Origin of the sequence: Caenimonas sp. SL110 (genome assembly GCF_001044395.1) — a bacterium.
In the GTDB taxonomy this organism is placed as follows: Bacteria; Pseudomonadota; Gammaproteobacteria; order Burkholderiales; family Burkholderiaceae_C; genus Ramlibacter.
This window is the reverse complement of record NZ_JANU01000016.1, coordinates 72,489-98,370: the sequence shown is the minus strand read 5'-3', so window position 1 is coordinate 98,370 and position 25,882 is coordinate 72,489. Positions and strand designations below refer to the sequence as shown.

The 25,882-nt window shown below is 63.2% G+C and carries 23 protein-coding genes; 9 read left to right on the top strand and 14 right to left on the bottom strand.

The window, feature by feature from the left end:
• Nucleotides 1-115 precede the first annotated feature (115 nt).
• On the top strand, nt 116-298 hold the full coding sequence (locus AQ12_RS10900) for a ribbon-helix-helix protein, CopG family (protein ID WP_048440021.1): 183 nt from the start codon (nt 116-118) through the stop codon (nt 296-298).
• 62 nt (nt 299-360) lie between these two features.
• Here AQ12_RS10900 and AQ12_RS10895 read toward each other — a convergent pair whose 3' ends face one another.
• From AQ12_RS10895 to AQ12_RS10885, 3 genes are read right to left on the bottom strand one after another with little or no spacing between them, the layout of a single operon-like run.
• Nucleotides 361-816 (bottom strand): GNAT family N-acetyltransferase, encoded by a 456-nt coding sequence (locus AQ12_RS10895; RefSeq protein ID WP_048440020.1) that lies wholly within the window; start codon nt 814-816, stop codon nt 361-363.
• Nucleotides 817-842: 26 nt separating this feature from the next.
• A complete protein-coding gene (locus AQ12_RS10890) occupies nt 843-3,854 on the bottom strand; it encodes an FAD-binding and (Fe-S)-binding domain-containing protein (protein WP_048440019.1) in 3,012 nt (1,003 codons plus the stop codon).
• Nucleotides 3,855-3,907: 53 nt separating this feature from the next.
• A complete protein-coding gene (locus AQ12_RS10885; RefSeq protein WP_048439921.1) occupies nt 3,908-4,612 on the bottom strand; it encodes a GntR family transcriptional regulator in 705 nt (234 codons plus the stop codon).
• A gap of 127 nt (nt 4,613-4,739) precedes the next feature.
• Between AQ12_RS10885 and AQ12_RS10880 the strand changes: the two genes are divergently transcribed.
• From AQ12_RS10880 to AQ12_RS23310, 5 genes are all read left to right on the top strand, one after another.
• Complete coding sequence (locus AQ12_RS10880) at nt 4,740-5,969, top strand: alanine--glyoxylate aminotransferase family protein (protein ID WP_048439920.1); 1,230 nt, start codon at nt 4,740-4,742, stop codon at nt 5,967-5,969.
• Between the two features lie 147 nt (nt 5,970-6,116).
• Entirely contained in the window at nt 6,117-7,091 is a 975-nt protein-coding gene (locus AQ12_RS10875; RefSeq protein WP_048440018.1) for a tripartite tricarboxylate transporter substrate binding protein, read from the top strand.
• Between the two features lie 7 nt (nt 7,092-7,098).
• Entirely contained in the window at nt 7,099-8,307 is a 1,209-nt protein-coding gene (locus tag AQ12_RS10870; protein ID WP_048439919.1) for a CaiB/BaiF CoA-transferase family protein, read from the top strand.
• Entirely contained in the window at nt 8,304-9,104 is an 801-nt protein-coding gene (locus tag AQ12_RS10865) for an enoyl-CoA hydratase/isomerase family protein (RefSeq protein WP_048439918.1), read from the top strand. The genes AQ12_RS10870 and AQ12_RS10865 overlap by 4 nt, the downstream gene beginning before the upstream one ends.
• Before the next feature lie 94 nt (nt 9,105-9,198).
• Entirely contained in the window at nt 9,199-9,375 is a 177-nt protein-coding gene (locus AQ12_RS23310; protein ID WP_238587701.1) for a hypothetical protein, read from the top strand.
• Nucleotides 9,376-9,406: 31 nt separating this feature from the next.
• Here the strand turns inward: AQ12_RS23310 and AQ12_RS10860 are convergent, their stop codons facing one another.
• The gene (locus AQ12_RS10860; RefSeq protein WP_048439917.1) at nt 9,407-10,321 is read right to left on the bottom strand and encodes a transglutaminase family protein; all 915 of its coding nucleotides are present in this window, start codon (nt 10,319-10,321) and stop codon (nt 9,407-9,409) included.
• A gap of 103 nt (nt 10,322-10,424) precedes the next feature.
• Between AQ12_RS10860 and AQ12_RS10855 the strand changes: the two genes are divergently transcribed.
• Nucleotides 10,425-10,733 (top strand): nucleotidyltransferase family protein, encoded by a 309-nt coding sequence (locus AQ12_RS10855; protein WP_048439916.1) that lies wholly within the window; start codon nt 10,425-10,427, stop codon nt 10,731-10,733.
• Nucleotides 10,723-11,064 (top strand): DUF86 domain-containing protein, encoded by a 342-nt coding sequence (locus AQ12_RS10850; RefSeq protein ID WP_048439915.1) that lies wholly within the window; start codon nt 10,723-10,725, stop codon nt 11,062-11,064. The genes AQ12_RS10855 and AQ12_RS10850 overlap by 11 nt, the downstream gene beginning before the upstream one ends.
• Before the next feature lie 43 nt (nt 11,065-11,107).
• Here AQ12_RS10850 and fdhF read toward each other — a convergent pair whose 3' ends face one another.
• The 6 genes from fdhF to oxc form a co-directional block, all read right to left on the bottom strand.
• The gene (gene fdhF / locus AQ12_RS10845; protein WP_048439914.1) at nt 11,108-13,939 is read right to left on the bottom strand and encodes a formate dehydrogenase subunit alpha; all 2,832 of its coding nucleotides are present in this window, start codon (nt 13,937-13,939) and stop codon (nt 11,108-11,110) included.
• A 10-nt stretch (nt 13,940-13,949) separates the two neighbouring features.
• Nucleotides 13,950-15,665, bottom strand: coding sequence for an NADH-ubiquinone oxidoreductase-F iron-sulfur binding region domain-containing protein (locus AQ12_RS10840; RefSeq protein WP_048439913.1), 1,716 nt, complete (start codon nt 15,663-15,665; stop codon nt 13,950-13,952).
• Nucleotides 15,666-15,672: 7 nt separating this feature from the next.
• Complete coding sequence (frc, locus tag AQ12_RS10835) at nt 15,673-16,920, bottom strand: formyl-CoA transferase (RefSeq protein WP_048439912.1); 1,248 nt, start codon at nt 16,918-16,920, stop codon at nt 15,673-15,675.
• 73 nt (nt 16,921-16,993) lie between these two features.
• Nucleotides 16,994-17,461, bottom strand: a complete 468-nt coding sequence (locus AQ12_RS10830) for a PAS domain-containing protein (RefSeq protein WP_048439911.1) — start codon at nt 17,459-17,461, stop codon at nt 16,994-16,996.
• A 104-nt stretch (nt 17,462-17,565) separates the two neighbouring features.
• On the bottom strand, nt 17,566-18,828 hold the full coding sequence (gene frc, locus AQ12_RS10825; RefSeq protein WP_048439910.1) for a formyl-CoA transferase: 1,263 nt from the start codon (nt 18,826-18,828) through the stop codon (nt 17,566-17,568).
• Nucleotides 18,829-18,876: 48 nt separating this feature from the next.
• A complete protein-coding gene (oxc, locus tag AQ12_RS10820) occupies nt 18,877-20,586 on the bottom strand; it encodes an oxalyl-CoA decarboxylase (RefSeq protein ID WP_048439909.1) in 1,710 nt (569 codons plus the stop codon).
• Between the two features lie 150 nt (nt 20,587-20,736).
• On the opposite strand from oxc, the gene AQ12_RS10815 reads away from it, so the two are divergent.
• Entirely contained in the window at nt 20,737-21,345 is a 609-nt protein-coding gene (locus tag AQ12_RS10815) for a Crp/Fnr family transcriptional regulator (protein ID WP_048439908.1), read from the top strand.
• Nucleotides 21,346-21,453: 108 nt separating this feature from the next.
• Here AQ12_RS10815 and AQ12_RS10810 read toward each other — a convergent pair whose 3' ends face one another.
• From AQ12_RS10810 to AQ12_RS10795, 4 genes are all read right to left on the bottom strand, one after another.
• A complete protein-coding gene (locus AQ12_RS10810) occupies nt 21,454-22,983 on the bottom strand; it encodes a tripartite tricarboxylate transporter permease (protein WP_048439907.1) in 1,530 nt (509 codons plus the stop codon).
• A gap of 28 nt (nt 22,984-23,011) precedes the next feature.
• Entirely contained in the window at nt 23,012-23,533 is a 522-nt protein-coding gene (locus tag AQ12_RS10805; protein WP_048439906.1) for a tripartite tricarboxylate transporter TctB family protein, read from the bottom strand.
• Nucleotides 23,534-23,666: 133 nt separating this feature from the next.
• Complete coding sequence (locus AQ12_RS10800) at nt 23,667-24,611, bottom strand: tripartite tricarboxylate transporter substrate binding protein (RefSeq protein WP_238587705.1); 945 nt, start codon at nt 24,609-24,611, stop codon at nt 23,667-23,669.
• Nucleotides 24,612-24,766: 155 nt separating this feature from the next.
• Nucleotides 24,767-25,873, bottom strand: coding sequence for a 2-dehydropantoate 2-reductase (locus AQ12_RS10795; protein WP_082151539.1), 1,107 nt, complete (start codon nt 25,871-25,873; stop codon nt 24,767-24,769).
• Nucleotides 25,874-25,882: the final 9 nt, after the last annotated feature.

Below are 25,882 nucleotides of genomic sequence, written 5' to 3'. Positions count from 1 at the left end.
TTGAGGCTCGTCTGCGCTGAGGTTCGGTCCTAGCGGGACGGGCGCTAAACCACTACCGGCTGCGCCTGGCGCGAAAGGCAAAGTGTCAGCGTGTTATCAACTTATGGCAGAAACAATGGAAGAAAAAGCGCGTCTCACGATATTGATCGATCCACAGAAGAAAAAGGCTTTTGAAGAGCTGTGTGCATCGCAGGACGTCACGTCCTCGCAGGTGGTGCGGATGCTCATCCGGCAATACCTGGAGAAACACGGGGTTCGCCAGGGGCCCGTGGAAGTCAGGAAGGGGCGTGCCCGCTAGGCGGGCGTGGCAAAAAGCGCGTGCCAAAACGCGCATGCCAAAAAGCGCGTGCAGCGCAGAGGTCAGGCCGGCTTTTGCCGCACCGTGTACCTCACGAAATCATCGGCCGGCACGAACTGGTCGTAGAGCGAACGGGCCCGGGTGTTGCCCTCGCGGGTCACCCAGTACACCCGCGACCAGCCCTCTGCACGCATCGCATTGCACAACCAGTCGATCATGGCCCGGCCCATGCCCCGGCTGCGTGCGGCGGGCGTGACATAGAGGTTTTCGAGGTAGCACACCGGCTGCGTCTCCCAGGTGTGCTCATGAACGATGCAAACCGCAAATCCGTAGACCTGCCCCTCGACCTCGGCGAGCAGGCACATCACCGCCGAATCAGGGTCCAGGATTCGCTGCCAGGTCTTGTCGGTGATGGCATCGGGAAGCTGGGTGTCATAAAAATCGCAGTAGCCGCGCCATAGCGCGCGCCATGCGGTTTCGTCGGAGGGAAGGGCGGATCGTATAAGGGGCGCAGCCATCGCACGATTGTGCCGCGCCCCGGCCGTCACAGTTGCCGCGCAAGCAACACGGCGGCGTGAATCGCCTCGCGCTGCGCGCCATCGTGGATCTGGTGGCGGCAACTCGTGCCGTCGGCAACCACGATCGCATCGGGCTGCTTCCTGATCGCAGGCAACAGGCTGAGTTCCGCCATCTGCATCGAGACCTCGTGATGCGAGGCCTCGTAGCCGAAGCTGCCGGCCATGCCGCAGCAGCTGCTTTCTATCAGCTCGGGCTGCACGCCCGGAATGAGTTTGAGCACGTCGATGATCGGGTTGACCGCATCGAAGGCCTTCTGGTGGCAGTGACCGTGCAGCAGCACCTGTTTGCCCAGCGGCTTCAAGCGCGACTTCAGCGCATCGAGCTTGCCGAGTTTCAATTCGCGCGCCAGGAATTCTTCGAGCAGCAGTGCCTGCCTGGCGATGAGCTGTGCGTCGTCACCCAGCCCCATGGCCAGCGTTTCATCGCGCAGTGTCAGCAGGCACGACGGCTCCAGCCCGACGATGGCGATGCCCTTTTGCGCGAAGGGCAGCAGGGACTCGACAACTTCCCGGGCCCTGGCGCGCGCCTCATCGACCATGCCGCTGGCCAGGTAGGTACGGCCGCAGCACAGGTGCCCGCCGTCCGGCTTGGCCTTGGCAGCGATATGGACGGTGTAGCCCGCCGCGCGCAGCAGCTTGAACGCGGCATGCGCGTTTTCCGATTCGAAGAAGCCGTTGAAGGTATCGACGAAAAGCACCACCGGTTGCGCGGCCGCGAGCACTTCGTCCCGGCTTGCGGATGGGGTGTTGCTGTTGAAGAAGTGATCGGCTCGCCACTCGGGCAGGCTGCGTTTGGCCGACAGCCCCAGCACCCTTTCGCCCAGCGATGCGAGCAGCGGGCTCTTGTTGCGCAGATTCAGCAACCACGCAAAACGGCTGGCGCTGCGCACGTAGTCGGGCAGTCGTGCAATCAGCTTGTCCTTGAGGGTGTAGCCGTGTTTTGCCTTGTAGTGATGCAGGAACTCCACCTTCATCTTCGCCATGTCCACGCCGGTGGGGCAATCGCGCTTGCAGCCCTTGCAGCTCACGCACAGATCGAGGGCATCCTTCACCGTATCGGAGGCGAGCCCTTCTGCGCCCAGCTGGCCTGAGAGCGCGAGCCGCAGGGTGTTCGCGCGGCCGCGCGTGAGGTGCTGCTCGTCGCGTGTCACGCGGTAGCTCGGGCACATGGTTCCCGCATCGAACTTGCGGCAGTGGCCGTTGTTGTTGCACATCTCCACGGCCTTGGCCAAGCCTTGCGCGGGGTCGCCACCTGTGCCGGGCGCAGAGGTGCGTTCGGTGGCCGGATCGTTTTGCACATTCCAGGTGCTCCAGTCCAGTGCGGTCTTGACCGGGATCACGCGATAGGACGGCGCGAAGCGCATCAGGCGCGTGTCGTCCATGCGCGGCGGGTCGATGATGCGCTGGGGGGAGAGCAGGTTCTGCGGATCGAGAAAGGTCTTGATCTGGGCAAATGCCTCGGTGATCTTCGGGCCGAACTGCCACTGGATCCACTCGCCGCGGCACAGGCCGTCGCCATGCTCGCCGCTGTAGGCACCCTTGAATTTGCGAACCAGGGCGGATGCTTCTTCGGCGATCGCGCGCATCTTGGGCGCACCGTCGTTTCGCATGTCCAGGATGGGCCGCACATGCAGCGTTCCGACCGACGCATGCGCATACCAGGTGCCCTTGCTGCCGTACTTGCGAAACACCTGCGTGAGGCCGTCCGTGTATTCGGCAAGATGCTCCAGCGGCACGGCGCAGTCTTCAATGAAGCTCACCGGCTTGCCGTCGCCCTTGAGGCTCATCATGATGTTCAGGCCCGCCTTGCGCACATCCCACAGCTTCTTTTGCGGTCCGTCCTCGGTCATCTGCACGACCGAGCCCGGCAAGCCGAGGTCGCCCATCAATTCGACCAGGCCCGCGAGCTTGCGCACGAGCACGTCGCGGTCGTCACCAGAAAATTCAACGAGCAGCACCGCGTCGGGCTGGCCGATGACGGCGCTGCGAATGACCGGTGCAAACGACGGGTTCTGCAGCGACAGGTCGATCATCGTCCGGTCGACCAGCTCGACCGCCGACAGCACGGCGTCCTGACCCGCGCCGCCATAAGCCACGATGTGCTGCGCCGTGTCCATCGCCTTGTAGAAGGTCGGAAAGTTGACGACGCCCAGCACCTTGTGTCTTGGCAGCGGCGACAGTTGCAGCGTGAGCGATTTCGTGAGCGCCAGCGTGCCTTCGCTGCCGACCAGCAGGTGCGCGAGATTGACAGAGCCGTCAGCCGTGTAGGGCTTCTCGTTCTGGTTGCGAAAGATGTCCAGGTTGTAGCCCGCGACACGGCGCAGCACCTTGGGCCAGCGCTTGTCGATCTCGGGGGCGAGCGCCAGGGCGAGGTCGCGCACGCGAAGCCCCAGTTCGCGCGCGGTGCCCACGCAATCTTCGAAGCGCCTGAAATCATGCAAAGCGCCATCGGCCGTCCAGGCGGTCATGCCCAGCACGTTGTGAACCATGTTGCCGTAAGCGATGCTGCGGCTGCCGCACGAGTTGTTGCCCGCCATGCCGCCCAGCGTGGCCTGCGCGCTGGTGGACACATCCACCGGAAACCACAGGCCGGAGTTCTTCAGCGCTGCGTTGAGATGGTCCAGCACGATGCCGGGCTCGACCACGACCGTGCTCGCGCTCGCATCGACCTGCAGGATGTTGCGCACGTACTTGGTGTGGTCGATGACCAGGCCCGCGCCGACAGTCTGGCCGCACTGGCTGGTGCCGCCGCCGCGCGGCACGATAGGCACCTTCAGGTCGCGGCAGATGTCCAGCGCCAGCTTGACCTCGTCACTGGAGCGGGGCACGAACACACCGATGGGCATCACCTGGTAGATCGACGCGTCGGTTGAATAGCGTCCGCGATCGGCCGCTGAAAACAGCACTTCGCCCTGTGTCTCGGAGGCCAGGCGCGCGGCAAGTCGTCCTGCGACTTCATTGCTTGCGCGCGCAACCATCTCGTAGGCCTTGCCTTCGGCCTGCCGTGCAACTTTCAGGGGCAGGGGCGCGTTCATTCGCCGGCTCCCGCAGCGCTGGCAACCTGCGTGTTCACACCCCGGCGCAATTGGTCCACCACCACGTCGCGTTTGTTGTTGAGGTGCATGACAAGCACATCGCGCATCGCGTGTGGGTCACGCGCAGACAGGGCTTCGATCATGCGGTCATGTTCTTCCATGGCGCGCTTCCATTTTTCACCGTCCTGGTTGGAGCGAAAGCGAAGTGCCTGCAGGCGCGCGTTGACCTGGTTGTACGTGCTGGAGAGCACCGGGTTCCTGGCAGCGGCATTGATCGCGCTGTGGATCTTTGCGTTGAGCCGGTAGTAGCTCGACAAGTCCTTGCGTGTGTAGGCGGCCATCATCTCGAAGTGCATCGCCTTGATCTCCGCCAGCTCGTCATCGGTGATGCGTTCGGCTGCGAGTGCGCCGGACAGGGCTTCGAGCCCGGCCATCACTTCAAAGGTGTTGAGCACGTCGGCCTCAGTCAGCGAAACAGCGATTGCGCCGCGATTGGGCACCAACTCTACCAAGCCTTCCGCTGCCAGCATCTTGATGGCCTCGCGAAGCGGCGTGCGGGACACCTGCAGCACTTCGGCAAGTTCGCGTTCATTGAGTTTGGCGCCCGGTGCAATCCGGTTTTCAACCAGCATCTGGCGCAGGCGGTGGGCCACCTGGTCGTGCAAGGCGGCGCGGGGAATGGCTATCACTTCTGCGGTCATGGCGTTATTTTGTATGCAAAAAAGTCAGCTGTAAAGCGTGCTGTCGGTAGTGAATCGGTATTGACCACTAGTTGACAATCCATTTTTGTATGCAAAAATTCAACCCATCACGGATCTAAGACCTGCCATGCCTACGCTCGACTTTCACCCCACCGGCCGCCACTTCCTGCAGATTCCCGGGCCGTCGCCCGTACCCGATCGCATCCTGCGCGCGATGAGCCTGCCGACCATCGACCACCGGGGTCCCGAGTTCGGTGTGCTGGGCCTGCAAGTGCTCAAGGGGATTGCCCAGATCTTCCAGACGAAGCACCCGGTCATCATTTATCCCGCGTCCGGCACGGGCGCATGGGAAGCAGCGCTGGCCAACGTCCTGAGCCCTGGCGACCAGGTGCTGATGTATGAGACCGGCCACTTCGCATCGCTGTGGAACAAGATGGCGCAGCGCCTGGGCCTCAAGCCCGAGTTCCTGGGGCTGCCCGGCATCGAGGGCTGGCGCAAGGGCGTGCAGGCGCATCTGATCGAAGAGCGCCTGAAGGCCGACACGCAGCATGCGATCAAGGCCGTGTGCGTGGTGCACAACGAGACCTCGACCGGCGTCACCAGCAACATCCTCGCGGTGCGCAAGGCGATCGATGCCGCCAGGCATCCGGCCCTGCTCATGGTCGACAGCATCTCGGGCCTGGCCTCGGCGGAATACAAGCACGACGACTGGGGCGTGGACGTCACCATCAGCGGCTCGCAAAAGGGCCTCATGCTGCCGCCGGGCATCAGCTTCAATGCGGTGTCGCCCAAGGCGATCGAAACGAGCAAGTCTGCGAAGTTGCCCAAGGCGTTCTGGGCCTGGGACGAAATCATCGAGATGAACAAGAGCGGCTACTGGCCCTACACGCCTAACACGAACCTGCTCTACGGCCTGGCCGAAGCCTGCGACATGCTGCTTGCTCCGGAGCATGGCGGCTTGCCGGCGGTGTTCGAGCGGCACCAGCGTTGGGGCGAGGGCGTTCGCGCGGCGGTCCGGGCCTGGGGGCTGGAGATCCAGTGCGCGGACCCGGCTGTTTATTCACCGGTGCTGACCGGCGTGATGATGCCCGAGGGCATTGACGCCGATGCGGTCCGGCGCGTGATCTATGAACGCTTTGATTGCTCGCTGGGCACGGGTCTGGGCAAGGTCAAGGGCCGCATGTTCCGCATCGGGCACCTGGGCGATTGCAACGACCTCACGCTGATGGGCGCGCTTGCCGGCTGCGAGATGGGCATGAAGCTGTCGGGCGTGAAGCTCGCCGGCTCAGGCGTGCAAGCCGCGATGGATTTCTTCGCGTCGCATCCGGCGGTGGTCAATCTGAAGAAGGCCGCGTGAGGTACTGGCTGTCATGCCGGACTCGATCCGGCATCCACCGCGAAGCGGCAACGGCCGTGGAATGCATGGATTGCGGGTCAAGCCCGCAATGACAGCCTCACCCGCAATGACATCCGCATCTATTTGATTTAAATGAAGGAGACAAACATGCAACGCAGAATTTTCGTCGCCGGTACTGCTGCCGCAGCCGCATCCCTTGCATCCCCGATGCTTCGCGCGCAGGGCTTGCCCGCAGGCCCGGTGCGCATCATCGTGGGCTTCGCGCCCGGTGGTGGCACTGACATCCTGGCGCGCGTCATCGGGCAAAAGCTGGCCGACATGTGGAAGACGCAGGTCATCGTCGAGAACAGGGCGGGCGCCTCGGGCACCATCGCCGCCGACTATGTGTCCAAGCAACCCGGCGATGGCAACACGCTGCTCATGGCGCACATCAACAGCCAGGCGATCACGCCCGGCCTGCAAAAGGTCAACTACGACCCCGCAAAAGATTTCCAGCCTATCGTGCTGGTAGGCGTCACACCCAACCTGCTGATCTGCAATGAGAGCCAGCCTGCAAAGACCGTGAAGGACCTGGTCGCGCTGTGCCGCGCCAACCCCGGCAAGATCAGCTTCGGTTCTGCCGGCACCGGCAGCGCCCAGCACCTCGCGCTCGAAATGTTCATGCTGGCGGCAAACGTCAAGGCGATCCACGTGCCGTACAAGGGCTCGGGCCCCATGCTCACCGACCTGATCGGCGGCACGATCCAGTACAGCTTTGACACGATGACGGCTGCGACGCCTCACGTGAAGAGCGGCAAGGCGATTGCGATTGCGCAGACCCGCCAGCAGCGCGTGCCGGCCTACGCCAATGTGCCGACGATGGCCGAGTCGGGCTTCCCCGGTTTCGAAGCCACGACCTGGTACGGCCTTGCCGGCCCGGCCAAGATGCCAGTGGCCATGGCCAAGCGCATGAACGAAGACATCAACAAGGTCATGCAGATGCCCGACGTGATGGAGCGGCTCGCTGCCTCGGGCGCGCAGGACGGCGGCGGCTCCACCGAAAAGTTCGGCGACTTCATGCATGCCGAGCAGATCAAGTGGGCCAAGATCATCAAGGACGGCGGCGTCAAGGGCGAAGGCTAAACCGTAGATGACTTCATTGCGCCCTTTACCTTTGGAGGGCGTACGCGTCCTCGATGTCTGCCAGGTCATGGCAGGCCCTTATGCCTGCATGTTGCTCGGAGACCTGGGCGCTGACGTGATCAAGATCGAGCCGCCCGGTGGCGGCGACCAGACGCGCGGCTCGATGGGGTTCAAGATGAAAGGCCCCGACAGCATGGGGTTCCTCAACATGAACCGCAACAAGCGCAGCGTCGCGCTCAACCTCAAGAGCAAAGCCGGGCGCGAAGTGCTGCTGCAGCTTGCGAAAGACGCGGACATCCTGATCGAGAACTACCGGCCCGGCGCGATGAAGCGGCTGGGCCTGGGGTACGAGGTCCTGAAGGAAATCAATCCGAAGCTGGTCTACACCAGCATCTCGGGCTTCGGCCAGACGGGTCCGTGGTCGGATCGCCCGGGTTTCGATCTCATGGCGCAGGCGATGTCCGGTGTGATGAGTGTGACGGGCTACCCCGGCGGGCCGCCGGTCAAGGCAGGCGTGCCGGTCGCTGACATTGGTTGCGCGCTGTTTGCGGTGTACGCCACGCTCGCCGCGCACATCGGCGCGAAGAAGTCGGGGCAGGGGCAGCACATCGATGCATCGCTGTTCGATTCGGCACTCGCGTTCTCTATCTGGGATACCAGCGATTACTGGGGCACCGGCAAACCACCCGAGCCGCTGGGCACATCGAACAAGATGACCGCGCCGTACCAGGCGATGCGATCGTCCGACGGCTACTTCGTGATGGGCGCGAACAACCAGAAGCTCTGGCAGTTGCTGTGCAACGTGATCGGCCGTATCGAGCTGCTGGCCGATGAGCGCTTCAGCACGATTTCATTGCGGCTGAAACATCGCGCGGAGCTCGAAGGCGAGCTGGAGCAGACCTTCCGCCAGAACACCAAGGATTACTGGGTCGAGACGCTGCTGGCTGCGGGCATTCCGGCGGGGCCCATCCTCACCTATCCCGAAGCGTTCGAAAGCGAACATGGCCGCGCGCGCGAGATGCGCATCGAGATCGATCACCCGATCGAGGGCAAGGTGCCCAACATCGGATTTGCGGTGAAGCTCTCGGGTACGCCGCAACAGGTGCAGCGCCATCCGCCGCTGCTGGGCGAACACACGAGCGAGGTGTTGTCCGAGCTGGGTTTTGACGAGGCGGCGCAGGCGGCATTGCGAGAGCAGGGCGCATTCGAAGCATGAGCGACAACGCAAAAACTCCATCCGTCGAAGGCGCAACCCGGCTGGCCATCGATGGCCCGGTAGCCACCATCACTTTCGATCGACCTGCGGCACGCAACGCGATGACGTGGGCGATGTACGAGGGATTGGTCACCGCTTGCGAACAACTGCAGCGGGAACCCGGCGTGCGTGTGGCACTGCTTCGCGGGGCAGGCGGCGACGCTTTCGTTGCCGGCACCGACATCGAGCAGTTCAAGGCATTCAAGGATGGCCGCGATGGCGTGGCGTACGAGCAGCGCATCGACGAGTGCGTAGGGCCGCTAGAGTCACTGCCGATCCCGACAGTCGCGCTGGTCGAAGGCTGGTGCGTGGGCGGTGGGTTGGTGATCGCAACGGCGTGCGATGTGCGCATTGCCACGCCGTCTGCGCGCTTCGGGGTGCCGATTGCAAAGACGCTGGGCAATTGCCTGTCGGCGTCCAACCTCACTCGCCTGGTGGCCTCATTCGGCAGGCCGCGTGTGCAACGCATGTTGCTTGCGGCCGAGATCCTGGGCGCGCAAGAGGCATTGGCCTGCGGTTACCTGTCCGAGGTGATCGAGCCTTCGCTCATCCATGCCAGAGCCGATGAGCTGTGCCGCAAGCTTGCGGCCCTGGCCCCGGTGACGCAGGCCGTGAGCAAGCAGGCACTGCACCGCTTGCTGCTGGCCGACTTGCCCGATGTGAGCGACCTGATCGCGCGCGCCTACGGCAGCGAAGACTTCCGCGAAGGCGTGACAGCCTTCACCGCCAAACGCCCGCCAGCCTGGCGCGGCCGGTAAGGGGTCTTCAATTCCCTCTCCCTCTGGGAGAGGGTTAGGGTGAGGGCAGCCCTCGGTAACACCTGCCGGTGCTGTTTAGGTGTGCAATGCCTGCATGTCCGCCGCAACACCACCCCCCATCCCCCTGAAAAAAATCGACCTCACCCAATCGGTAGCAGGCGAGGAAGACCCCGGCGCCTCCATCGACCTGACGCGGATCAAACCAGCGCCAGCCAAGCCGCCAGCACAGCCCGCTCCATCGGGAAAATTGGAATCTGACCCCAATAATTAATTGGGGTCAGATTCCAATTAATTGGTTCGGGTCAGGCGGTGCTGCCGGGGCCGGCGTCGGTGGAAAGGGCGTCTTCGATGTGCATGGGTGCTCGCAGCACGCCGTCTTCGCCGGGGATGGCTTCGATGCCGATCACGGGCGGGTCCCAGTGGACGCTTCCGAAGATGGAGGCGAAGGCTGCGTCTGCTGCGTCGCGGCCGGTGGCCAGTCGAACAAAGCCTTGGGGGATGGCTGTGGCCGACGGATCGAACATGAACCAGCGATGGCCGACATACGCTTCAACGTATGCATGGAAATCGGGCGGGCCCAGGGCTGGGTCGGCGCCGAAGTCAAAGCCTGTGGCAAAGCGCGCGGGAATATTGACCGCGCGGCACAGCGCGATCATCAGGTGGGCGAAGTCGCGGCAGACGCCTTGTTTGGTCAACAGCGTGTCACAGGCCGAGGTGGTGCCTTGCGATGAGTTGGAGGTGAACTCGACGTGCTGCTGCACCCAGTCGCGGATCGCGCGCACGCGGTTGTAGCCCTGCCACAGGCCGCCGAATTGCGCGAAGGCAAAGCGATGCAGGCGATCTGACTCGCAATAGCGGCTGGGGTAGAGGTAGGGGAGCACCTCGGGTGGCAGCGCGGAGATCGGCACTTCCGGCAAGCTCGAAGGCTGTGCGTGGTGCTGCACCAGATCCAGCACGGTTTCGCAGTGCACCCGCAGCGGGCCTTCGGTGGCGCGAACGCGCATCCAGCGGGTTTGTGTGGCCGGGTCGATCCACGGCGTGGCCTGCGCGCGCTGGCCGAAGTCAATGCGTTCCCAGACGATGCGCTGGGCCGGCGTGCGAGCCGCCTGGACGTTGAAGATGAAGTCGCAGGTGGGGGAATTCACCACATAGTTGAGTTCGACGTGGTAGCGCAGGCGGATCGGGGGAGCTGGGTTGGGAGGGGTAGCAGGTGTCATTGCACTCGATTGTGCAGGTTATGTGCCAGCCTGTGGCCCGGGTCGCCGTGATGCGGCGCATGTGGCACGGGAGCCGGTTGCATAATCCTCCCAGAGACCGAATATGAGCCCCCTGCTGGACAACAAACAACGTGAAGTCGCCGACCTCTGTCGTCGCGCTGGTGCGCGGCGGCTGGATGCGTTTGGATCGGTGACGCGTGCAGATTTCGACCCTCTGCGCAGTGACCTGGATTTTCTGGTGGAGTTCGAGAACGCTCCGCCAGCGGCGTATGCCCAAGCTTATTTCGAACTGAAAGAAGGCCTCGAGACACTCTTCGGCCGGCCGGTTGACCTGCTCACCTCCAGCAGTCTGGCAAACCCCTATCTTTCACGCCGAATCGCCGCAGAGCGCCAAACGGTTTATGCATCCTGACGCTGGGAAGCTTCTCTGGGACGCGCAGCAGGCGGCTGAACGCATCGCGCGCTACACAACGCAAAAGACGTTTGCTGACTACGAAGTGGACGACCTGCTTCGATCCGCAGTGGAGCGTCAGTTTGAAATTGTGGGAGAGGCGCTCAACCAACTGTCGCGAATCGAGCCCTCCGCTGCAAGGCTCATTCCAGATCTTCCCCGGATCGTCGCATTTCGTAATGTGCTGATCCATGGCTATGCCAGTGTCGACAACCGAATTGTGTGGGGTGTGATTGAAGGCAGTCTCGGTTCGTTGCGCAGTTCCCTTGAAAGCCTGCTGTCACAAGTTTGAGAGGTCGCCCGCGCGCCGTACACGGCAGGCGATGACTCAGACGTCAGCCCGCCGCCACCGAATTCACCAGCGCCTGCCCACCGCCATAACTCACCTGCTCGGGTGGCACCCCACCCAGTGACACGCGGATCGCGCAGTACTTGAACTCCGGGATCTTCGCGAACGGGTCCAGGGCGGCATTCGTCAGCTTGTTGATCGCCGCTTCGTAGTAGCAAAACGGCACGAACACCGCGCCGCGTGGCGAGCTTTCATCAGCGCGGGCATACAAGGCCACCTGGCCCCGGCGCGATTCGATGGTGACCAGGTCGCCGGGCTGTCCACCCATGGCCGCGAGGTCCAGCGGATGCACCAGCGCAACCGGATCGGGCTCGATTGCATCGAGCACCGTCGCGCGGCGCGTCATGCTGCCGGTGTGCCAGTGCTCCAGTTGACGCCCGGTGATCAGCACCATCGGGTATTCGGTATCGGGCCGCTCGTTGGCCGGGATGATGTCGGCCGGAACAAACTTCGCGCGTCCACTGTCACGCGGGAATGTTTCCATGAACACGACCGGATCGCCCGGATCGCCTTCGTTCACGCAAGGGTAGGTGACCGCGTGTTCGCGGTCCAGCCGGTCCCAGGTGATGCCGCCAATGCTCGGCATGGTGTGGCGCATCTCGTCGAACACTTCGGACACATGGTTGTAGTGCCAGCCGCAGCCCAGGCGGTTCGCGATCTGGATGATGATCCAGAGGTCCTGGCGCGCATCGCCCGGTGGGTTGATGGCCTTGCGGCCCATCTGCACCAGCCGGTCGGTGTTGGTGAAGCTGCCGTCCTTTTCAGGGAAGGCGCTCGCGGGCAGGATGACGTCGGCAAGGTAGGCGGTTTCGGTCAGGAAGATGTCCTGCACGACCAGGTGATCGAGCGCTGCCAGCGCTTCGCGTGCGTGGTTGGCATCGGGGTCGGACATGGCCGGGTTTTCGCCCTGCACGTACATGCCCTTGATGCCGCCCGTCTTGATCGCGTGCATCACTTCCACAACCGTGAGGCCCACGTCGGCATCCAGCGTGCCGGGCGCGAGCTTCCAGGCCTTCTCGAAACTGGCGCGCACTTCAGGCCGCGTGACGTGCTGGTAGTCGGGCAGCATCATCGGGATCAGGCCCGCATCGGACGCGCCCTGCACATTGTTTTGTCCACGCAGCGGATGCAGGCCGGTGCCGGGCCGGCCGATCTGGCCGGTCATCAGTGCGAGTGCAATCAGGCAGCGTGCGTTGTCGGTGCCGTGCACGTGCTGAGAAACGCCCATGCCCCACAGGATCATCGAGCCCTTGGACTTGGCGTACAGCCGCGCGACGTAGCGCAGCGTGTCGGCGTCGATGCCGCAGATCGGCGCCATCGCCTCGGGGCTGTAGCCCTCGACGTTCTTGCGCAGCTCTTCGTAGCCGATGGTGCGCTCGGCGATGAAGGCTTCATCGACCAGGCCTTCATTGACGATGACGTGCATCATCGCGTTGAGCATCGGCACATCGGTGTCGGGCTTGAATTGCAGATGACGATGCGCCATGCGCGTGAGGTCCGAGCGGCGCGGGTCCATCACGATCAGCGTCGTGCCGTTCTTCACCGCGTTCTTGATCCAGGTCGCGGCCACGGGATGGTTCACCGTCGGGTTCGCGCCGATGATGACGACGACATCCGCCTTGGTCACGTCCATCACCGGGTTGGACACCGCGCCCGAACCGATACCCTCCAGCAGCGCCACGACCGACGATGCGTGGCACAGCCGCGTGCAGTGATCGACGTTGTTGCTGCCGAAGCCGGTGCGCACCAGTTTCTGGAACAGGTAGGCCTCTTCGTTGCTGCCCTTGGCAGAGCCGAAACCGGCCAGCGATTTCTTGCCGTATTGATCGCGGATTGCAGCGAGCTTGCCGCCTGCAAATTCAAGCGCTTCTTCCCAGGTCGCTTCGCGGAACACTTCCATCACGCGGTCCGGGTCCATCTCGAAGTCGCCGGTCTTGGGGGCGCCTTCGCGGCGGATCAGTGGCTTGGTCAGGCGATGCGGGTGGTGCGCGTAATCAAAGCCATAGCGGCCCTTGACGCACAGGCGTCCGTGGTTCGCCGGACCATCGCGTCCTTCGACGAACAGGATCTTGTCGTCCTTGACGTTGTAGGTGAGCTGGCAGCCGACGCCGCAATACGGGCAGACGGATTCGACCTGCTTGTCCGGAACGCTGAGCGCCGCATCGCGCGCGGGCATGAGCGCGCCGGTGGGGCAGGCCTGCACGCATTCGCCGCAAGCCACGCAGGTCGACGCGCCCATCGGGTCGTCCATGTCAAAAACGATCTTGGCCGAGTCGCCGCGAAAGGCCAGGCCGATCACGTCGTTGACCTGCTCGTCGCGGCAGGCACGCAGGCAGCGTGTGCACTGTATGCACGCGTCCAGGTTCACTGCAATGGCAGGATGCGAGAGATCGGGCGGCGTGCTTGCGCGCGCTTCGAATCGCGGCTTGCCCACGCCGATCTTTGCGGCCCATTCATCGACTTCGTTGTGGCGCGTGAAGTCTGCCTCGGGCATGTCCGACAGCAGCAGTTCGAGCACCAGCTTTTGAGATGCGACGGCGCGCTCGCTGTCGGTGGTGACGGTGATGCCATTGGCAGCGGTGCGGCAGCAAGAGGGCGCCAGCACGCGCTCGCCCTTGATCTCGACCATGCAGGAGCGGCAGTTGCCGACGGCTTCGAGGCCGTCCTTGTAGCAAAGGTGCGGCACGGCCACGCCTTCGCGCTTGCAGATGTCCAGGATGCTTTCGTCGGCGCGCCCGGTCACGTCCTTGCCGTTGAGGCTGAAGGTGACGGTGGGCACATCGAGTTGCGCGAGTTCTTGTCGTGTGATGGCGTTCATGATCGGGCCCTTACTTCAGCTCGTGCGGGAAATACTTCACCACGCAATCCATGGGGTTGGGCGCAGCCTGGCCCAGGCCGCAGATGGATGCGTCGCGCATGACCAGTGACAGGTCGGCCAGCAGGGCCAGATCCCATTTGGGTTGCTCCATCAGGTGCGCAGCTTTTGCGGTGCCGACCCGGCAGGGCGTGCACTGGCCGCATGATTCGTGGTGGAAGAACCGCATCATGTTGCGAGCCGCATCGGTGGCCGTGTCGTGATGCGACAGCACCATCACCGCCGCCGAGCCGATGAAGCAGCCATACGGCTGCAGCGTGTCGAAGTCCAGCGGAATCTGGTTCATCGTCGCTGGCAGGATGCCGCCAGACGCACCACCCGGCAGGTAGGCATAGAAGCTGTGGCCGTCCTGCATGCCGCCGCAATATTCGTCGATGAGTTCCTGGATCGTGATGCCGGCCGGCGCGAGTTTCACGCCCGGCTCTTTCACGCGGCCCGATACCGAGAACGAACGCAGGCCCTTGCGGCCGTTGCGCCCATGCGATGCAAACCATTCGCCGCCTTTTTCGAGGATGTCGCGCACCCAGTACAGCGTCTCGAAGTTGTGCTCCAGCGTCGGGCGGCCGAACAGGCCCACCTGCGCCACATAGGGCGGGCGCAGGCGTGGCATGCCGCGCTTGCCTTCGATCGATTCGATCATCGCGGACTCTTCGCCGCAGATGTACGCGCCCGCGCCGCGGCGCAGGTCAACCTCGGGCATGCCGACGAAATGCGGCGACTGGCGCAGCTTTTCGAGTTCGGCCTGCAGCAGCGCGCGGCAACCGTGGTATTCGTCGCGCAGGTAGACGTAGATTTTTTCGATGCCGACGGCCCACGCCGCGATCAGCATGCCTTCGAGGAAACGGTGCGGATCGCGCTCCAGGTAGACACGATCCTTGAAGGTGCCGGGCTCGCCTTCGTCGATGTTCACAGCCATCAGGCGAGGGCCTTGCTCGGCCCGCACGATGCGCCACTTGCGCCCCGATGGAAAGCCCGCGCCGCCCAGGCCGCGCAGGCCGGAATCTTCCATTGTCTTGAGCACCGACTCGACATCGCGTGCGCCCGAGATGCATTCCTTGAGCAGCGCGTAGCCGCCGGCAGCTTCATATTCAGCGAGCCCGGTGTAGGCCTCGGGTATGTGATGAATCGTGCCTGCCTGCGCCTTGGCCACGATGGTCTCGCAGCTTGCGTTGGGGACCGGGTGCTGGCCCACCACCGCAGCCGGCGCCTGCTCGCAACGCCCGATGCAGGGCGCGGCGATCACACGGATCTCGCGGCCCAGCAGCGCAGGCAACTTTGCCAGCAACTCTTTCGCGCCGGCCATCTCGCAAGCCAGTCCATCGCACACACGCACCGCCAGCGGGGCAGGCGCATCCTGGCCTTCTTTCACCACATCGAAGTGGTGATAGAAGCTCGCCACTTCATACACCTCGGTCTGCGCCAGGCGCATCTCTTGCGCGAGCGCGGCCAGGTGGGTGGAGGGCAGGTGGCCGAACTCGTCCTGGATCTTGTGCAGGTGCTCGATCAGCAGATCGGCACGGCGCGGCTCATCGCCCAGCAGTCTTTGTACGTCGGCCAGCGCAGCGGGATCGACCCGCCGGCCCTTGGGTGCCTGGCGTTTGCGCTCCTTGGTAACCGGGGCGTTGACTTCGGCGCGATGGACTGCAATGGGGATGACAGGATGGTTCATTTTTCTTTCAGATCACCCGCTCGGCCCGCAGCGCCGAGATGGCTTCGGCGCTAAAGCCCAACTGGCCCAGCACTTCTTCCGTGTGCTCGCCCAAAAGGGGTGAGCGGGTAACGTCGGTCGGGCTGTCCGACATCTTGATCGGGTTGCCGACGGTGAGGTACTTGCCGCGCGTGGGGTGGTCCACCTCGACGATGGTGCCGGTCTCGCGCAGCGCGGGTTCTTCCGCGATCTCTTTCATCGACAGGATGGGGCCGCAGGGAATGTCGTATTTGTTCAGGATGTCCATGGCCTCGAACTTGGTCTTGGTCATGGTCCATTCCTCGATGCGCCTGAAGATCGGCTTCAGGTGCAAGAGGCGCGCAGCCGGCGTTGCATAGGCTTCGTCCTCGATCCAGTCCGGCTCGCCGATCACCTTGCACACGGCAGGCCACACTGCGGCCTGGGTGATGAAGTAGATGTAGGCGTTGGGGTCGGTTTCCCAGCCCTTGCACTTGAGGATGGAGCCGGGCTGGCCGCCGCCCGATGCATTGCCCGCGCGCGGCACCGCAGCGCCGAACTTGCCGTCCGGGTACTGCGGATATTCGTGCATGGTGTGCGTGCGTTCCAGCCGCTGCTGGTCGCGCAATTTGACGCGGCACAGGTTGAGCACGGCGTCCTGCATGGGTGCCAGCACCTTCTGGCCGCGGCCGGTCGTGTTGCGCTGGTAGAGCGCAGCGACGATGCCCAGCGCCAGGTGCAGGCCCGTGCCGCTGTCGCCGATCTGCGCGCCGGTCACCATCGGAGGGCCGTCGTCAAAGCCGGTGGTCGATGCAGAGCCGCCCGCGCACTGCGCCACGTTCTCGTACACCTTGCAATCTTCGTAGGGGCCGGGGCCGAAGCCCTTGACCGAGGCCACGATCATGCGTGGGTTGATCTTCTGGATGTGTTCCCAGGTGATGCCCATGCGGTCGAGTGCGCCGGGCGCAAAGTTCTCGACCAGCACATCGCAGGTCTCGATCAGCTTGTCGAGCACCTCGCGGCCCTTGGGCTTCTTGGTGTCCAGCGTGATCGAGCGCTTGTTGTGGTTGAGCATGGTGAAGTACAGGCTGTCCACACCGGGGATGTCGCGCAGTTGCCCGCGTGTGGCGTCGCCTTCGCCGGCGCGCTCCACCTTGATGACGTCCGCGCCGAACCAGGCCAGCAGCTGCGTGCAGGTCGGCCCGGACTGGACATGCGTGAAATCGAGGATGCGGACCCCGTCCAATGCTTTGCTCATGAAAAACCCCGTAAGTTGAAAACGTTTCGCTCAACTTCGATGGTAGTCACTCTGCAATAGGCCACTTTGAACCTCAGGTTCCGGCAGTCGGTACTGCTGGGGCAGGATTTGCCGCAGCAGCAGCCGCTTCGAGTTCGGTCAGGCGCTTTTTCAGGGCGCGGTCTTCGGCGAATTTGGCCGATTCGTCGCGGACCACGGCAATGATAGAGCTGACCTTGCCATCCCCGCCGTGAAGCATGGCGACGGTGAAGGCGATGGACATGGTGTGGCCGTCCTTGTGCACGGCCGGCACGCGCAGCACGTCGTTGCCGTAGCGGGTGATGCCGGTCTCCATCGTCTTGTAGTAGCCGTCCCAGTGCCGCTGCTGCTGGCGCTGGGGAATGATGATGTCCAGCGACTGGCCCAGGGCCTCGGCTTCGGTGTGGCCGAACAGGCGCTCGCACGCGGGGTTCCACAAGACGATCGCGCCCTTGGCATCGCAGGCGACGATGGCGTCGCCCACCGCGCCGACCAGCGCTTCATAGTCGATTGACGATTTCATCTGCAGTTCTCCTGTTGCGGCGCGCCTGGACAAGGCGTGCTCAAGTAAAGACGGCGCCGAAATTGACGCCGTCTTTTGCCAGTGTGCCCCGTGGGGCAGCTAGATCAGACGACTTCCTTGGAATGCATCTCGGCGATCTGTTCCTTGGTGTAGCCCAGTTCGGCCAGCACTTCGTCCGAGTGTTCGCCCAGCAGGGGCGAGCCGGTGATCTCGGGCTTCATGTCCGAGAACTTGATCGGGCTGCCCACGGTGAAGTAGCTGCCGCGCGTCTTGTGCTGCACTTCGGCGATGGAGCCGCTGGCACGCAGCGATTCGTCGTGGAGCAGTTCCTTCATCGACAGCACCGGGGCGCAAGGAATGTCGAACTTGCGCAGGATGTCCACGGCTTCGAACTTGGTCTTGTCCTTGAGCCAGTCTTCGATGGTCGCGAAGATCTCGGTGATGTGCGGCTGGCGTGCCTTGGGCGTCATGTACGCCGGGTCGGTCTTCCACTCGGGCTTGCCGAGCGCGTCGCAGATCGGTGCCCAGGCGTGGCCCTGCACCGTGAAATAGATGTAGGCGTTGGGGTCGGTCTCCCAGCCCTTGCACTTCAGGATCCAGCCTGGCTGGCCGCCGCCGCCGGCATTGCCGCCGCGGGGCACCACGTCGCTGAACGTCTCATGCGGGTACTGTGGGTACTCTTCCAGGTAGCCCAGGCGATCCAGGCGCTGCTGGTCGCGCATCTTCACGCGGCACAGGTTCAGCACGCTGTCCTGCATCGAGACGGCGACCTTCTGGCCCTTGCCGGTCTGCTGGCGGCCGATGATGGCCGTCAGGATGCCGATGGCCAGGTGCATGCCGGTGTTGCTGTCGCCCAGGGCTGCAGCCGAAATCATCGGGCCGGAGTTCTCGCCCTTCCACCAGCCGGTGGTCGATGCGGCGCCGCCTGCGCACTGCGCAACGTTTTCGTAGACCTTCAGGTCTTCGTAGTGGTGGCCGTCAGAAAAGCCCTTGACCGAAGCCAGGATCATCTTGGGGTTGAGTTCCTGGATGCGGGCCCAGGTGAAACCCATGCGGTCCAGCGCGCCGGGGCCGAAGTTCTCGACCATCACGTCGGATTCCTTGATCAGCTTTTCCAGCACTTCCTTGCCCAGCGGCTTCTTGGTGTCCAGCGTCAGCGAGCGCTTGTTGCTGTTGAGCATGGTGAAGTACAGCGCGTCGACATTGGGGATGTCCTGCAGCTGCGTGCGGGTCACGTCGCCGGAGCCGGGACGCTCGACCTTGATCACGTCAGCGCCGAACCAGGCCAGCAGCTGGGTGCAGGCGGGACCGGCTTGCACGTGCGTGAAGTCGATGATCTTGATGCCGTTGAGGGGTTTGTTGCTCATTGCTTTGCTCCTTGGAATTTTCAAAAAATCGCTGAATGCGTAGACCGGTTACTTCTTCTTGGCAGTCTGCGGATTCAGGCTGGTGATGCGACCGCTTTCGGTGCCGGCGGTTTCATCGATGATGGCGTTGATCAGCGTCGGCTTGCCCGATGCGATGGCTTCGGTCAGCGCCTTTTCGAGCTCTTGCGGGTTGTTGGCCACGACGCCCACACCGCCGAAGGCCTGCATCATCATTTCGTAGCGTGCGCCCTTGACGAACACCGTGGGGGCAGGATCGCCGCCGGTCGGGTTCACGTCGGTGCCCTTGTAGACGCCGTTGTTGTTGAACACGATCACGCACACGGGCAGGTTGTAGCGGCAGATGGTTTCGACTTCCATGCCGCTGAAGCCGAACGCGCTGTCGCCTTCGATTGCGATCACGGGCTTGCCGGTGGTCACGGCGGCAGCGACTGCAAAGCCCATGCCGATGCCCATGATGCCCCAGGTGCCCACGTCCAGGCGCTTGCGCGGCTCGTACATGTCCACGATGCTGCGCGCGAAGTCCAGCGTGTTGGCGCCTTCATTCACGACGATCGCATCCGGGCGAGCCTTCACCTGGTTGCGGATCACGTTGAGCGCGCTGTGGAAATTCATCGGAACCGGATCCTTGGCCAGCGTCTCGGCCATCTTGGTCAGGTTCTTGTCCTTGCGCTCGGCCACGGCCTGGGTCCAGTCGGCGGGCGCCTTGGCCCAGCTGTTGCCCATGCCGGCCAGCAGTGCGCCCACGCAGGAGCCGATGTCACCCACCAGCGGCGCGGCAATCGCCACGTTGCTGTCGGCTTCGATTGGCGAGATGTCGACCTGGATGTACTGCTTGGAACCGGGCGTGCCCCAGGTCTTGCCCTTGCCATGCGACAGCAGCCAGTTCAGGCGCGCGCCGACCAGCATGACCACGTCGGCTTCAGCCAGTGCGTACGAGCGGGTGGCAGAGGCCGACTGCGCGTGCGTGTCGGGCAACAGGCCCTTGGCCATCGACATCGGCAGGTACGGAATGCCCGACTTTTCGATGAGCGCGCGGATGTCGGCGTCAGCCTGTGCGTAGGCTGCGCCCTTGCCCAGGATGATGAGAGGGCGCTTGGCATTCTTGAGCAGGTCGAGCGCGCGCTGCACGGCGTCGGGTGCGGGGATCTGGCGGGGAGCCGGATCGACCACCTTGATGAGTGACTTCAGGCCCGCTTGCAGCTCCATCGTCTGCGCGAAGAACTTGGCTGGCAGGTCCAGGTAAACGCCACCGGGGCGGCCCGAGACGGCCGAGCGAATGGCGCGTGCAATGCCCACGCCGATGTCTTCTGCGTGCAGCACGCGGTAGGCGGCCTTGCACAGGGGCTTGGCGATGGCCAGCTGGTCCATCTCTTCGTAGTCGCCTTGCTGCAGGTCCACGATCTCGCGCTCGCTGGAGCCGCTGATCAGGATCATCGGAAAGCAGTTGGTCGTGGCGTTGGTCAGGGCCGTGAGGCCGTTGAGGAAGCCGGGTGCAGAGACCGTGAGGCAGATGCCGGGCTTTTGCGTGAGAAAGCCAGCGGCGGCTGCGGCGTTGCCGGCGTGCTGCTCATGGCGGAAAGAAATCATGCGCATGCCTTCGGCCTGGGCCATGCGCGTCAGGTCGGTGATCGGGATACCCGGCAGGCCGAAGATCGTGTCGATGTCGTTGAGCTTCAGTGCTTCGATGAGCAGGTGAAAGCCGTCGATGGTTTCTGCGGATTGCGTTTCGTTGGTCATGTTGATGTCTCTTCTAGGGTCTTCGCACGAAGGGCCGGCGCCCTATGGCCTTCAGGGCGCAATGGAAGCGTCGGGGTATCATAGGAATCGCTTTCTCAACCTCCATTGACCACGGTCAACTTTCGGGTAATCGGTCTCTTTTCCTCTCGCATGACGGCCATCCAAAACCATTCAGAACGAAATGTCATTCGCGTGCAACTCGCGCAGAACATGGTCTTGAAAGGAATGAATTCGGGCCAGAGCGCTGAACTCGAGTCGCACCTGGTGGTCGTTGACTGCCAGAAGGGCGATTACCTGCTCCATCAGGGCGTGCACGACATGGAGCAGTACTTCATCCTGGACGGCATCTTGAAGCGCGTCGTGGCCAATCAGCAAGCCAAGGAAATGATCCTGCGTTTTGCCGATGAGCGAAATATGGAAACAAGCTATGCCGCGTGGCGGCTTGGAACCCCGGCGCCTTACAGCATTGTTTGCGTGACCAAGGCGCGGGTTGCCAAGCTGCCGATGCCCGAGTGGGTCGCATTTCTGGCCAAGAATCCCGGCATCAAGGAATCGTTCGAATACCAGGTGATGGAACTCATGAGTGAAATCATGGCGCACACCATCACGCTGCACCTGCTCGATGCGCCGGGGCGGGTGAAGCGCTTCCTGCGCAAGCAACCAGAGCTGTTCGAGCGCATTCCCAAAAAAGAACTCGCGTCGTACCTGAATCTTTCGGCCGAGACGCTGAGCCGGTTGAAGCAGCGCGGCAAGATCTGAGCGAGAGCCGCTTCGCGGTGGATGCCGGATCGAGTCCGGCATGACAACCGGGGTGACCAAAACAAAAGGGGCCTTGCGGCCCCTTTCTTTTCGTCCCAACCCGTGGGATCAATCCACCGGCTGTTCTGCAGGCAGGTCCGGACCCTTTGGCGGACGGACCTTGGCGATCACCTTGGAGATCACTGGCCAGAGCAGCAGGATCAGCGCCAGCGTCGTGATGCCGCCCACCAGCGGGTTGGACCACATGATCGACAGCTCGCCTTGCGAGACCAGCATCGCCTGGCGGAACGAATCTTCTGCCTTGTCGCCGAGCACCAGTGCCAGCACCAGCGGTGCAAGCGGGTAGTCGAGCTTCTTGAACAGGTAGCCAACCACACCGAAGAGCATCATGAACCAGATGTCGAGCATCGCGCTGTGCACGGTGTAGGCACCAATCGCACAGATGACCACGATGATCGGCGCAATGATCGAGAACGGGATGCGCAGGATCGAAGCGAACAGCGGCACGGTCGTCAGCACCACGATCAGGCCGACCAGGTTGCCCAGGTACATGCTGGCGATCAGGCCCCACACGAAGTCCTTTTGCTCGACGAACAGCAGCGGTCCGGGCTGCAGGCCCCAGATCAGCAGGCCACCCAGCAGTACAGCGGCCGTTGGCGAACCGGGGATGCCCAGCGCCAGCATCGGGAGCAGGGCGCTCGTGCCGGCTGCGTGGGCAGCGGTCTCGGGGGCGATCACGCCTTCGATTTCGCCGTTGCCGAAATTCGCGCCGTTCTTGGACATCTTCTTGGCCAGGCCGTAGCTCATGAACGAAGCCGGTGTCGCACCGCCGGGCGTGATACCCATCCAGATGCCCACCAGCGAGCTGCGGATCGAGGTCATCCAGTACTGCGGCAGCTTCTTCCAGGTCTCGAACACCACCTTGGCATTGATCTTGGCGCTCTTGCCCGAGAACTCCAGGCCCTCTTCCATCGAGATCAGGATTTCGCCGATACCGAACAGGCCGATCACACCGATCAGGAAGTCGAAGCCACGCATCAGGTCGGGGATGCCGAACGTCAGGCGCAACTGGCCGGTCACCGTGTCCATGCCCACCGCTGCGAGTGCGAAGCCGAGCGTCATCGAGGCCAGGATCTTGAACGGCGAACCCTTGCCCATGCCCACGAAGCTGCAGAAGGTCAGCAGGTACACCGCGAAGAATTCGGGCGGACCGAACTTCAGTGCGAACTTGGCAACCATCGGCGCCAGGAAGGTGATCATCACCACCGCGACGAAGGCGCCGACGAACGACGACGTGAATGCTGCCGTCAGCGCGGCACCGGCATGGCCTTTTTGCGCCATCGGGTAGCCGTCGAAGGTGGTTGCAACAGACCAGGGCTCACCCGGAATGTTGAACAGCACCGAGGTGATCGCGCCGCCGAACAGGGCGCCCCAGTAGATGCATGACAGCATGACGATCGCCGAAGTGGGCGACATGCTGAAGGTCAGTGGCAGCAGGATGGCGACGCCGTTGGCGCCTCCGAGTCCGGGAAGAACGCCGATGAGCACCCCCAGGATGATGCCCACGAACATCAGCAGGATGTTCATCGGCGTCAGGATGACGCCGAATCCCTGTATGAGCGCGCTTATTTCGTCCATGACGTAGTCTCTTTTTAGGTGTTGTGGTTCAGTAGCCGAGGAAGTGCAGCGGATCGAGCATGCCCTTGAACAGCGGCACCTTGAACCAGACTTCGAACATGAAGAAAAAGAGCGTGATGACTGCCACGGAAATGATCACGCTCTTGATCCAGGAGTACTTGCCCATGATGATCATGAACAGCGCGATGTAGATCGCAGAGCCGAGGTACAGGCCCAGGAACTGCACCGCCGCCACATAGACGAGCGCCGGAACCAGCACCGAGATGACGCGGCCCAGCTGCACGTTGTCCACGAAGATTTCGGTGCTGCGTTTTTTGCTGAGGACGTTTTGCCAGAAAACACCCACTGCCGAAATGCACAGGATGAGGCCGATGTAGAACGGAAAGTAGCCTGCGCCCGGTCCGTCGGTGGTCCAGCCGGAGCCCAGCGACCGGCTGCCAAAAATCACGATCAGGCCCAGCACGAGGATCAGCGCTGCAACCACGCCCTCGACGATGTAGGTGGGTACTCCGACGCGCGGTGCGCCGCCGTTTTCTTCGACTGGTTCCATATGAACTCCCGCTGGGTTGCCGTCCGCCCCCGAAAAGGCCGACAGTGAAAAATATGAAGGGGTGAGGGCGGACGCGCCGACCGGCGCAGCCCGCATCAAAAACCGCAAGCGCCCACGAACGGGGCGCCTTGCATCACTTGGCCATGAAGCCGGCTTCCTTCATCAGGTCGCGGTGCATGTTCTCTGCCGCGCCGAGCCACTTGGTGTACTCGTCGCCGGTCATGGCGGTCTGGTTGAACGCGCCCTTTTCCATGTATTCCTTCCAGTCCGGTGTGTCGCGAACCTTCTTGAGCAGGTTGACGTAGTACTCGGTCTGGTCCTTGGTCACGCCCGGTGCCATGAAGATGCCGCGCAGCATGACGTAGTCGGTCGCGACGCCTGACTCCTTGCAGGTGGGGATATCGCCCCAGGACATGGTGTCGGTCACCTTCGCCTTGTAAGGCATGCGGGTGTCGTCGAACACGCACAGCGCGCGCAACTGGCCTGCGCGCCACTGGGCGACAGCTTCGATCGGGTTGTTCACGCTGGAGTCGATGTGCTTGCCCACCAGCTGCACAGCCACATCGCCGCCGCCCTTGAACGGGATGTAGATGAACTTGGTGCCGGTGGCTTTTTCGATGCCGACGGTCAGGATCTGGTCTTCCTGCTTGGAGCCGGTGCCGCCCATCTTGAACTTGCTCGGGCCTGCGGCCTTGACGGCAGCGAAGTAGTCCTTGGCCGTCTTGTGGGGCGACTCTGCGTTGACCCACAGCACGAACTGGTCCAGCGCCATCATCGACACCGGCGTCATGTCACGCCAGTTGAACGGGACACCGGTCGCCAGCGGCGTGGTGAACAGGTTCGACAGCGTGATGATGATCTTGTGCGGGTCGGCCTTGGCTTCCTTGACGGCCAGGAAGCCTTCGGCGCCTGCGCCGCCGGACTTGTTGACCACGACCAGCGATTCCTTCATCAGCTTGTGCTTGACGATCACGCCCTGGATGAAGCGTGCCATCTGGTCCGCGCCGCCACCCGTGCCGGCGGGCACGACGAATTCAACCGGCTTGGACGGCTCCCATGCTGCGTGGGCGGGCATCATGGCCAGCACGGCTGATGCGATCGTTCCTGCTGCCACCTTGGCGAAATGTTTTCCAACTGCCTTGAATCGGGTGTTCATCGGTTTGTCTCCTGTGTGTGATGCTGTGGGGCCGCCGGAGAATGGACGCTCCGGAAGCACACGACCACATCATGGTCTTACTGAGTGGCCGAAACACTCTTGACACCGATCAAGTTTGCGCATTTTTGGGGTCGTCCAAGGGTTTGTCCCGAGGAGGCGCTGGGTGCGTCGTCGTCGCGCCGGGGCTCCATACGCAATTGCCCTTCTTGCGCGCCCATGGTTCTTGCCAGCAATTTGACCAGCGCAAAAACTGTATCGATATGTGGGGTAGGCGTTGCCGTCAGGCGGCCGAGCTCGACGACCGCACCGACCAGCGCATCGATCTCCGGATCGCGGCCGGCTTCGATGTCCTGCAGCATCGAGGTCTTGTGCTTGCCGACCTTTTCGGCGCCCGCGATGCGCTGCTCCAGCGACACGCGAAATGCGATGCCCAGGCGATGCGCGACGGCCTGCGCTTCCAGCATCATGCTGGTGGCAAGTTCGCGGGTCAGCGGAAACTGGCAGATGTCCACCAGCGTGGAATGCGAAAGGCTGCTGATCGGGTTGAAGGTGAGGTTGCCCCAGAGCTTGAGCCAGATCTCGCTGCGGATGTTGTCCAGCACGGGCGCTTTCAGCCCGGCGCGGATGAAGCACTGCGAGATGCTCGTGACGCGCTCGCTGGTCGTGCCGTCGAGTTCGCCCAGCGGAAACCGCTCGCCTTCGACATGGCGCACCACGCCGGGCTCGACCAGCTCGCAGGCCGGGTACACCACGCAGCCGATGACGCGCTCGGGTGCAATCAGATCGGCCAGGCGGCCGCTGGGGTCCACGCTGCGCACCACGGTGCCTTCAAGCTCACCGCCGTGCTTGTGAAAGTACCAGTACGGAATGCCGTTCTGCATGGTGACCACGCTGGTCTGCGGGCCGAGCAGGTGCGCAAGGTCCGAGGCGACGGCTTCGAGCTGGTGGGCTTTCACGGCCACGATGACGAGGTCCTGCTCGCCGGTGGCTGCATAGTCGTTGCTGGCCCGGACGCCGTGCGCAACGTGTTCCGATCCGTCGGCCAGGATGAGCCTGATTCCGTTGTTGCGGATCGCGCACAGGTTGGCGCCCCGCACCATGAATGTCACGTCCTCGCCGGCCAGCGCGAGTTTCGCGCCGACGTAGCCGCCAATGGCGCCCGCCCCGATGATTGCAATTTTCACGACAGCTCC

Excerpts from the sequence above, each read along its gene's own strand:
- frc (WP_048439910.1), bottom strand. The coding sequence starts at position 18,828 with ATGAGCAACAAACCCCTCAACGGCATCAAGATCATCGACTTCACGCAC.
- AQ12_RS10890 (WP_048440019.1), bottom strand. The coding sequence starts at position 3,854 with ATGGTTGCGCGCGCAAGCAATGAAGTCGCAGGACGACTTGCCGCGCGC.
- AQ12_RS10895 (WP_048440020.1), bottom strand. The coding sequence starts at position 816 with ATGGCTGCGCCCCTTATACGATCCGCCCTTCCCTCCGACGAAACCGCA.
- AQ12_RS10885 (WP_048439921.1), bottom strand. The coding sequence starts at position 4,612 with ATGACCGCAGAAGTGATAGCCATTCCCCGCGCCGCCTTGCACGACCAG.
- AQ12_RS10870 (WP_048439919.1), top strand. The coding sequence starts at position 7,099 with ATGACTTCATTGCGCCCTTTACCTTTGGAGGGCGTACGCGTCCTCGAT.
- AQ12_RS10800 (WP_238587705.1), bottom strand. The coding sequence starts at position 24,611 with ATGATGCCCGCCCACGCAGCATGGGAGCCGTCCAAGCCGGTTGAATTC.
- AQ12_RS10815 (WP_048439908.1), top strand. The coding sequence starts at position 20,737 with ATGACGGCCATCCAAAACCATTCAGAACGAAATGTCATTCGCGTGCAA.
- AQ12_RS23310 (WP_238587701.1), top strand. The coding sequence starts at position 9,199 with ATGTCCGCCGCAACACCACCCCCCATCCCCCTGAAAAAAATCGACCTC.
- AQ12_RS10860 (WP_048439917.1), bottom strand. The coding sequence starts at position 10,321 with ATGACACCTGCTACCCCTCCCAACCCAGCTCCCCCGATCCGCCTGCGC.
- AQ12_RS10810 (WP_048439907.1), bottom strand. The coding sequence starts at position 22,983 with ATGGACGAAATAAGCGCGCTCATACAGGGATTCGGCGTCATCCTGACG.
- fdhF (WP_048439914.1), bottom strand. The coding sequence starts at position 13,939 with ATGAACGCCATCACACGACAAGAACTCGCGCAACTCGATGTGCCCACC.
- oxc (WP_048439909.1), bottom strand. The coding sequence starts at position 20,586 with ATGACCAACGAAACGCAATCCGCAGAAACCATCGACGGCTTTCACCTG.
- AQ12_RS10880 (WP_048439920.1), top strand. The coding sequence starts at position 4,740 with ATGCCTACGCTCGACTTTCACCCCACCGGCCGCCACTTCCTGCAGATT.
- AQ12_RS10805 (WP_048439906.1), bottom strand. The coding sequence starts at position 23,533 with ATGGAACCAGTCGAAGAAAACGGCGGCGCACCGCGCGTCGGAGTACCC.
- AQ12_RS10840 (WP_048439913.1), bottom strand. The coding sequence starts at position 15,665 with ATGAACCATCCTGTCATCCCCATTGCAGTCCATCGCGCCGAAGTCAAC.
- AQ12_RS10900 (WP_048440021.1), top strand. The coding sequence starts at position 116 with ATGGAAGAAAAAGCGCGTCTCACGATATTGATCGATCCACAGAAGAAA.
- AQ12_RS10850 (WP_048439915.1), top strand. The coding sequence starts at position 10,723 with ATGCATCCTGACGCTGGGAAGCTTCTCTGGGACGCGCAGCAGGCGGCT.
- AQ12_RS10830 (WP_048439911.1), bottom strand. The coding sequence starts at position 17,461 with ATGAAATCGTCAATCGACTATGAAGCGCTGGTCGGCGCGGTGGGCGAC.
- AQ12_RS10875 (WP_048440018.1), top strand. The coding sequence starts at position 6,117 with ATGCAACGCAGAATTTTCGTCGCCGGTACTGCTGCCGCAGCCGCATCC.
- AQ12_RS10855 (WP_048439916.1), top strand. The coding sequence starts at position 10,425 with ATGAGCCCCCTGCTGGACAACAAACAACGTGAAGTCGCCGACCTCTGT.
- AQ12_RS10865 (WP_048439918.1), top strand. The coding sequence starts at position 8,304 with ATGAGCGACAACGCAAAAACTCCATCCGTCGAAGGCGCAACCCGGCTG.
- frc (WP_048439912.1), bottom strand. The coding sequence starts at position 16,920 with ATGAGCAAAGCATTGGACGGGGTCCGCATCCTCGATTTCACGCATGTC.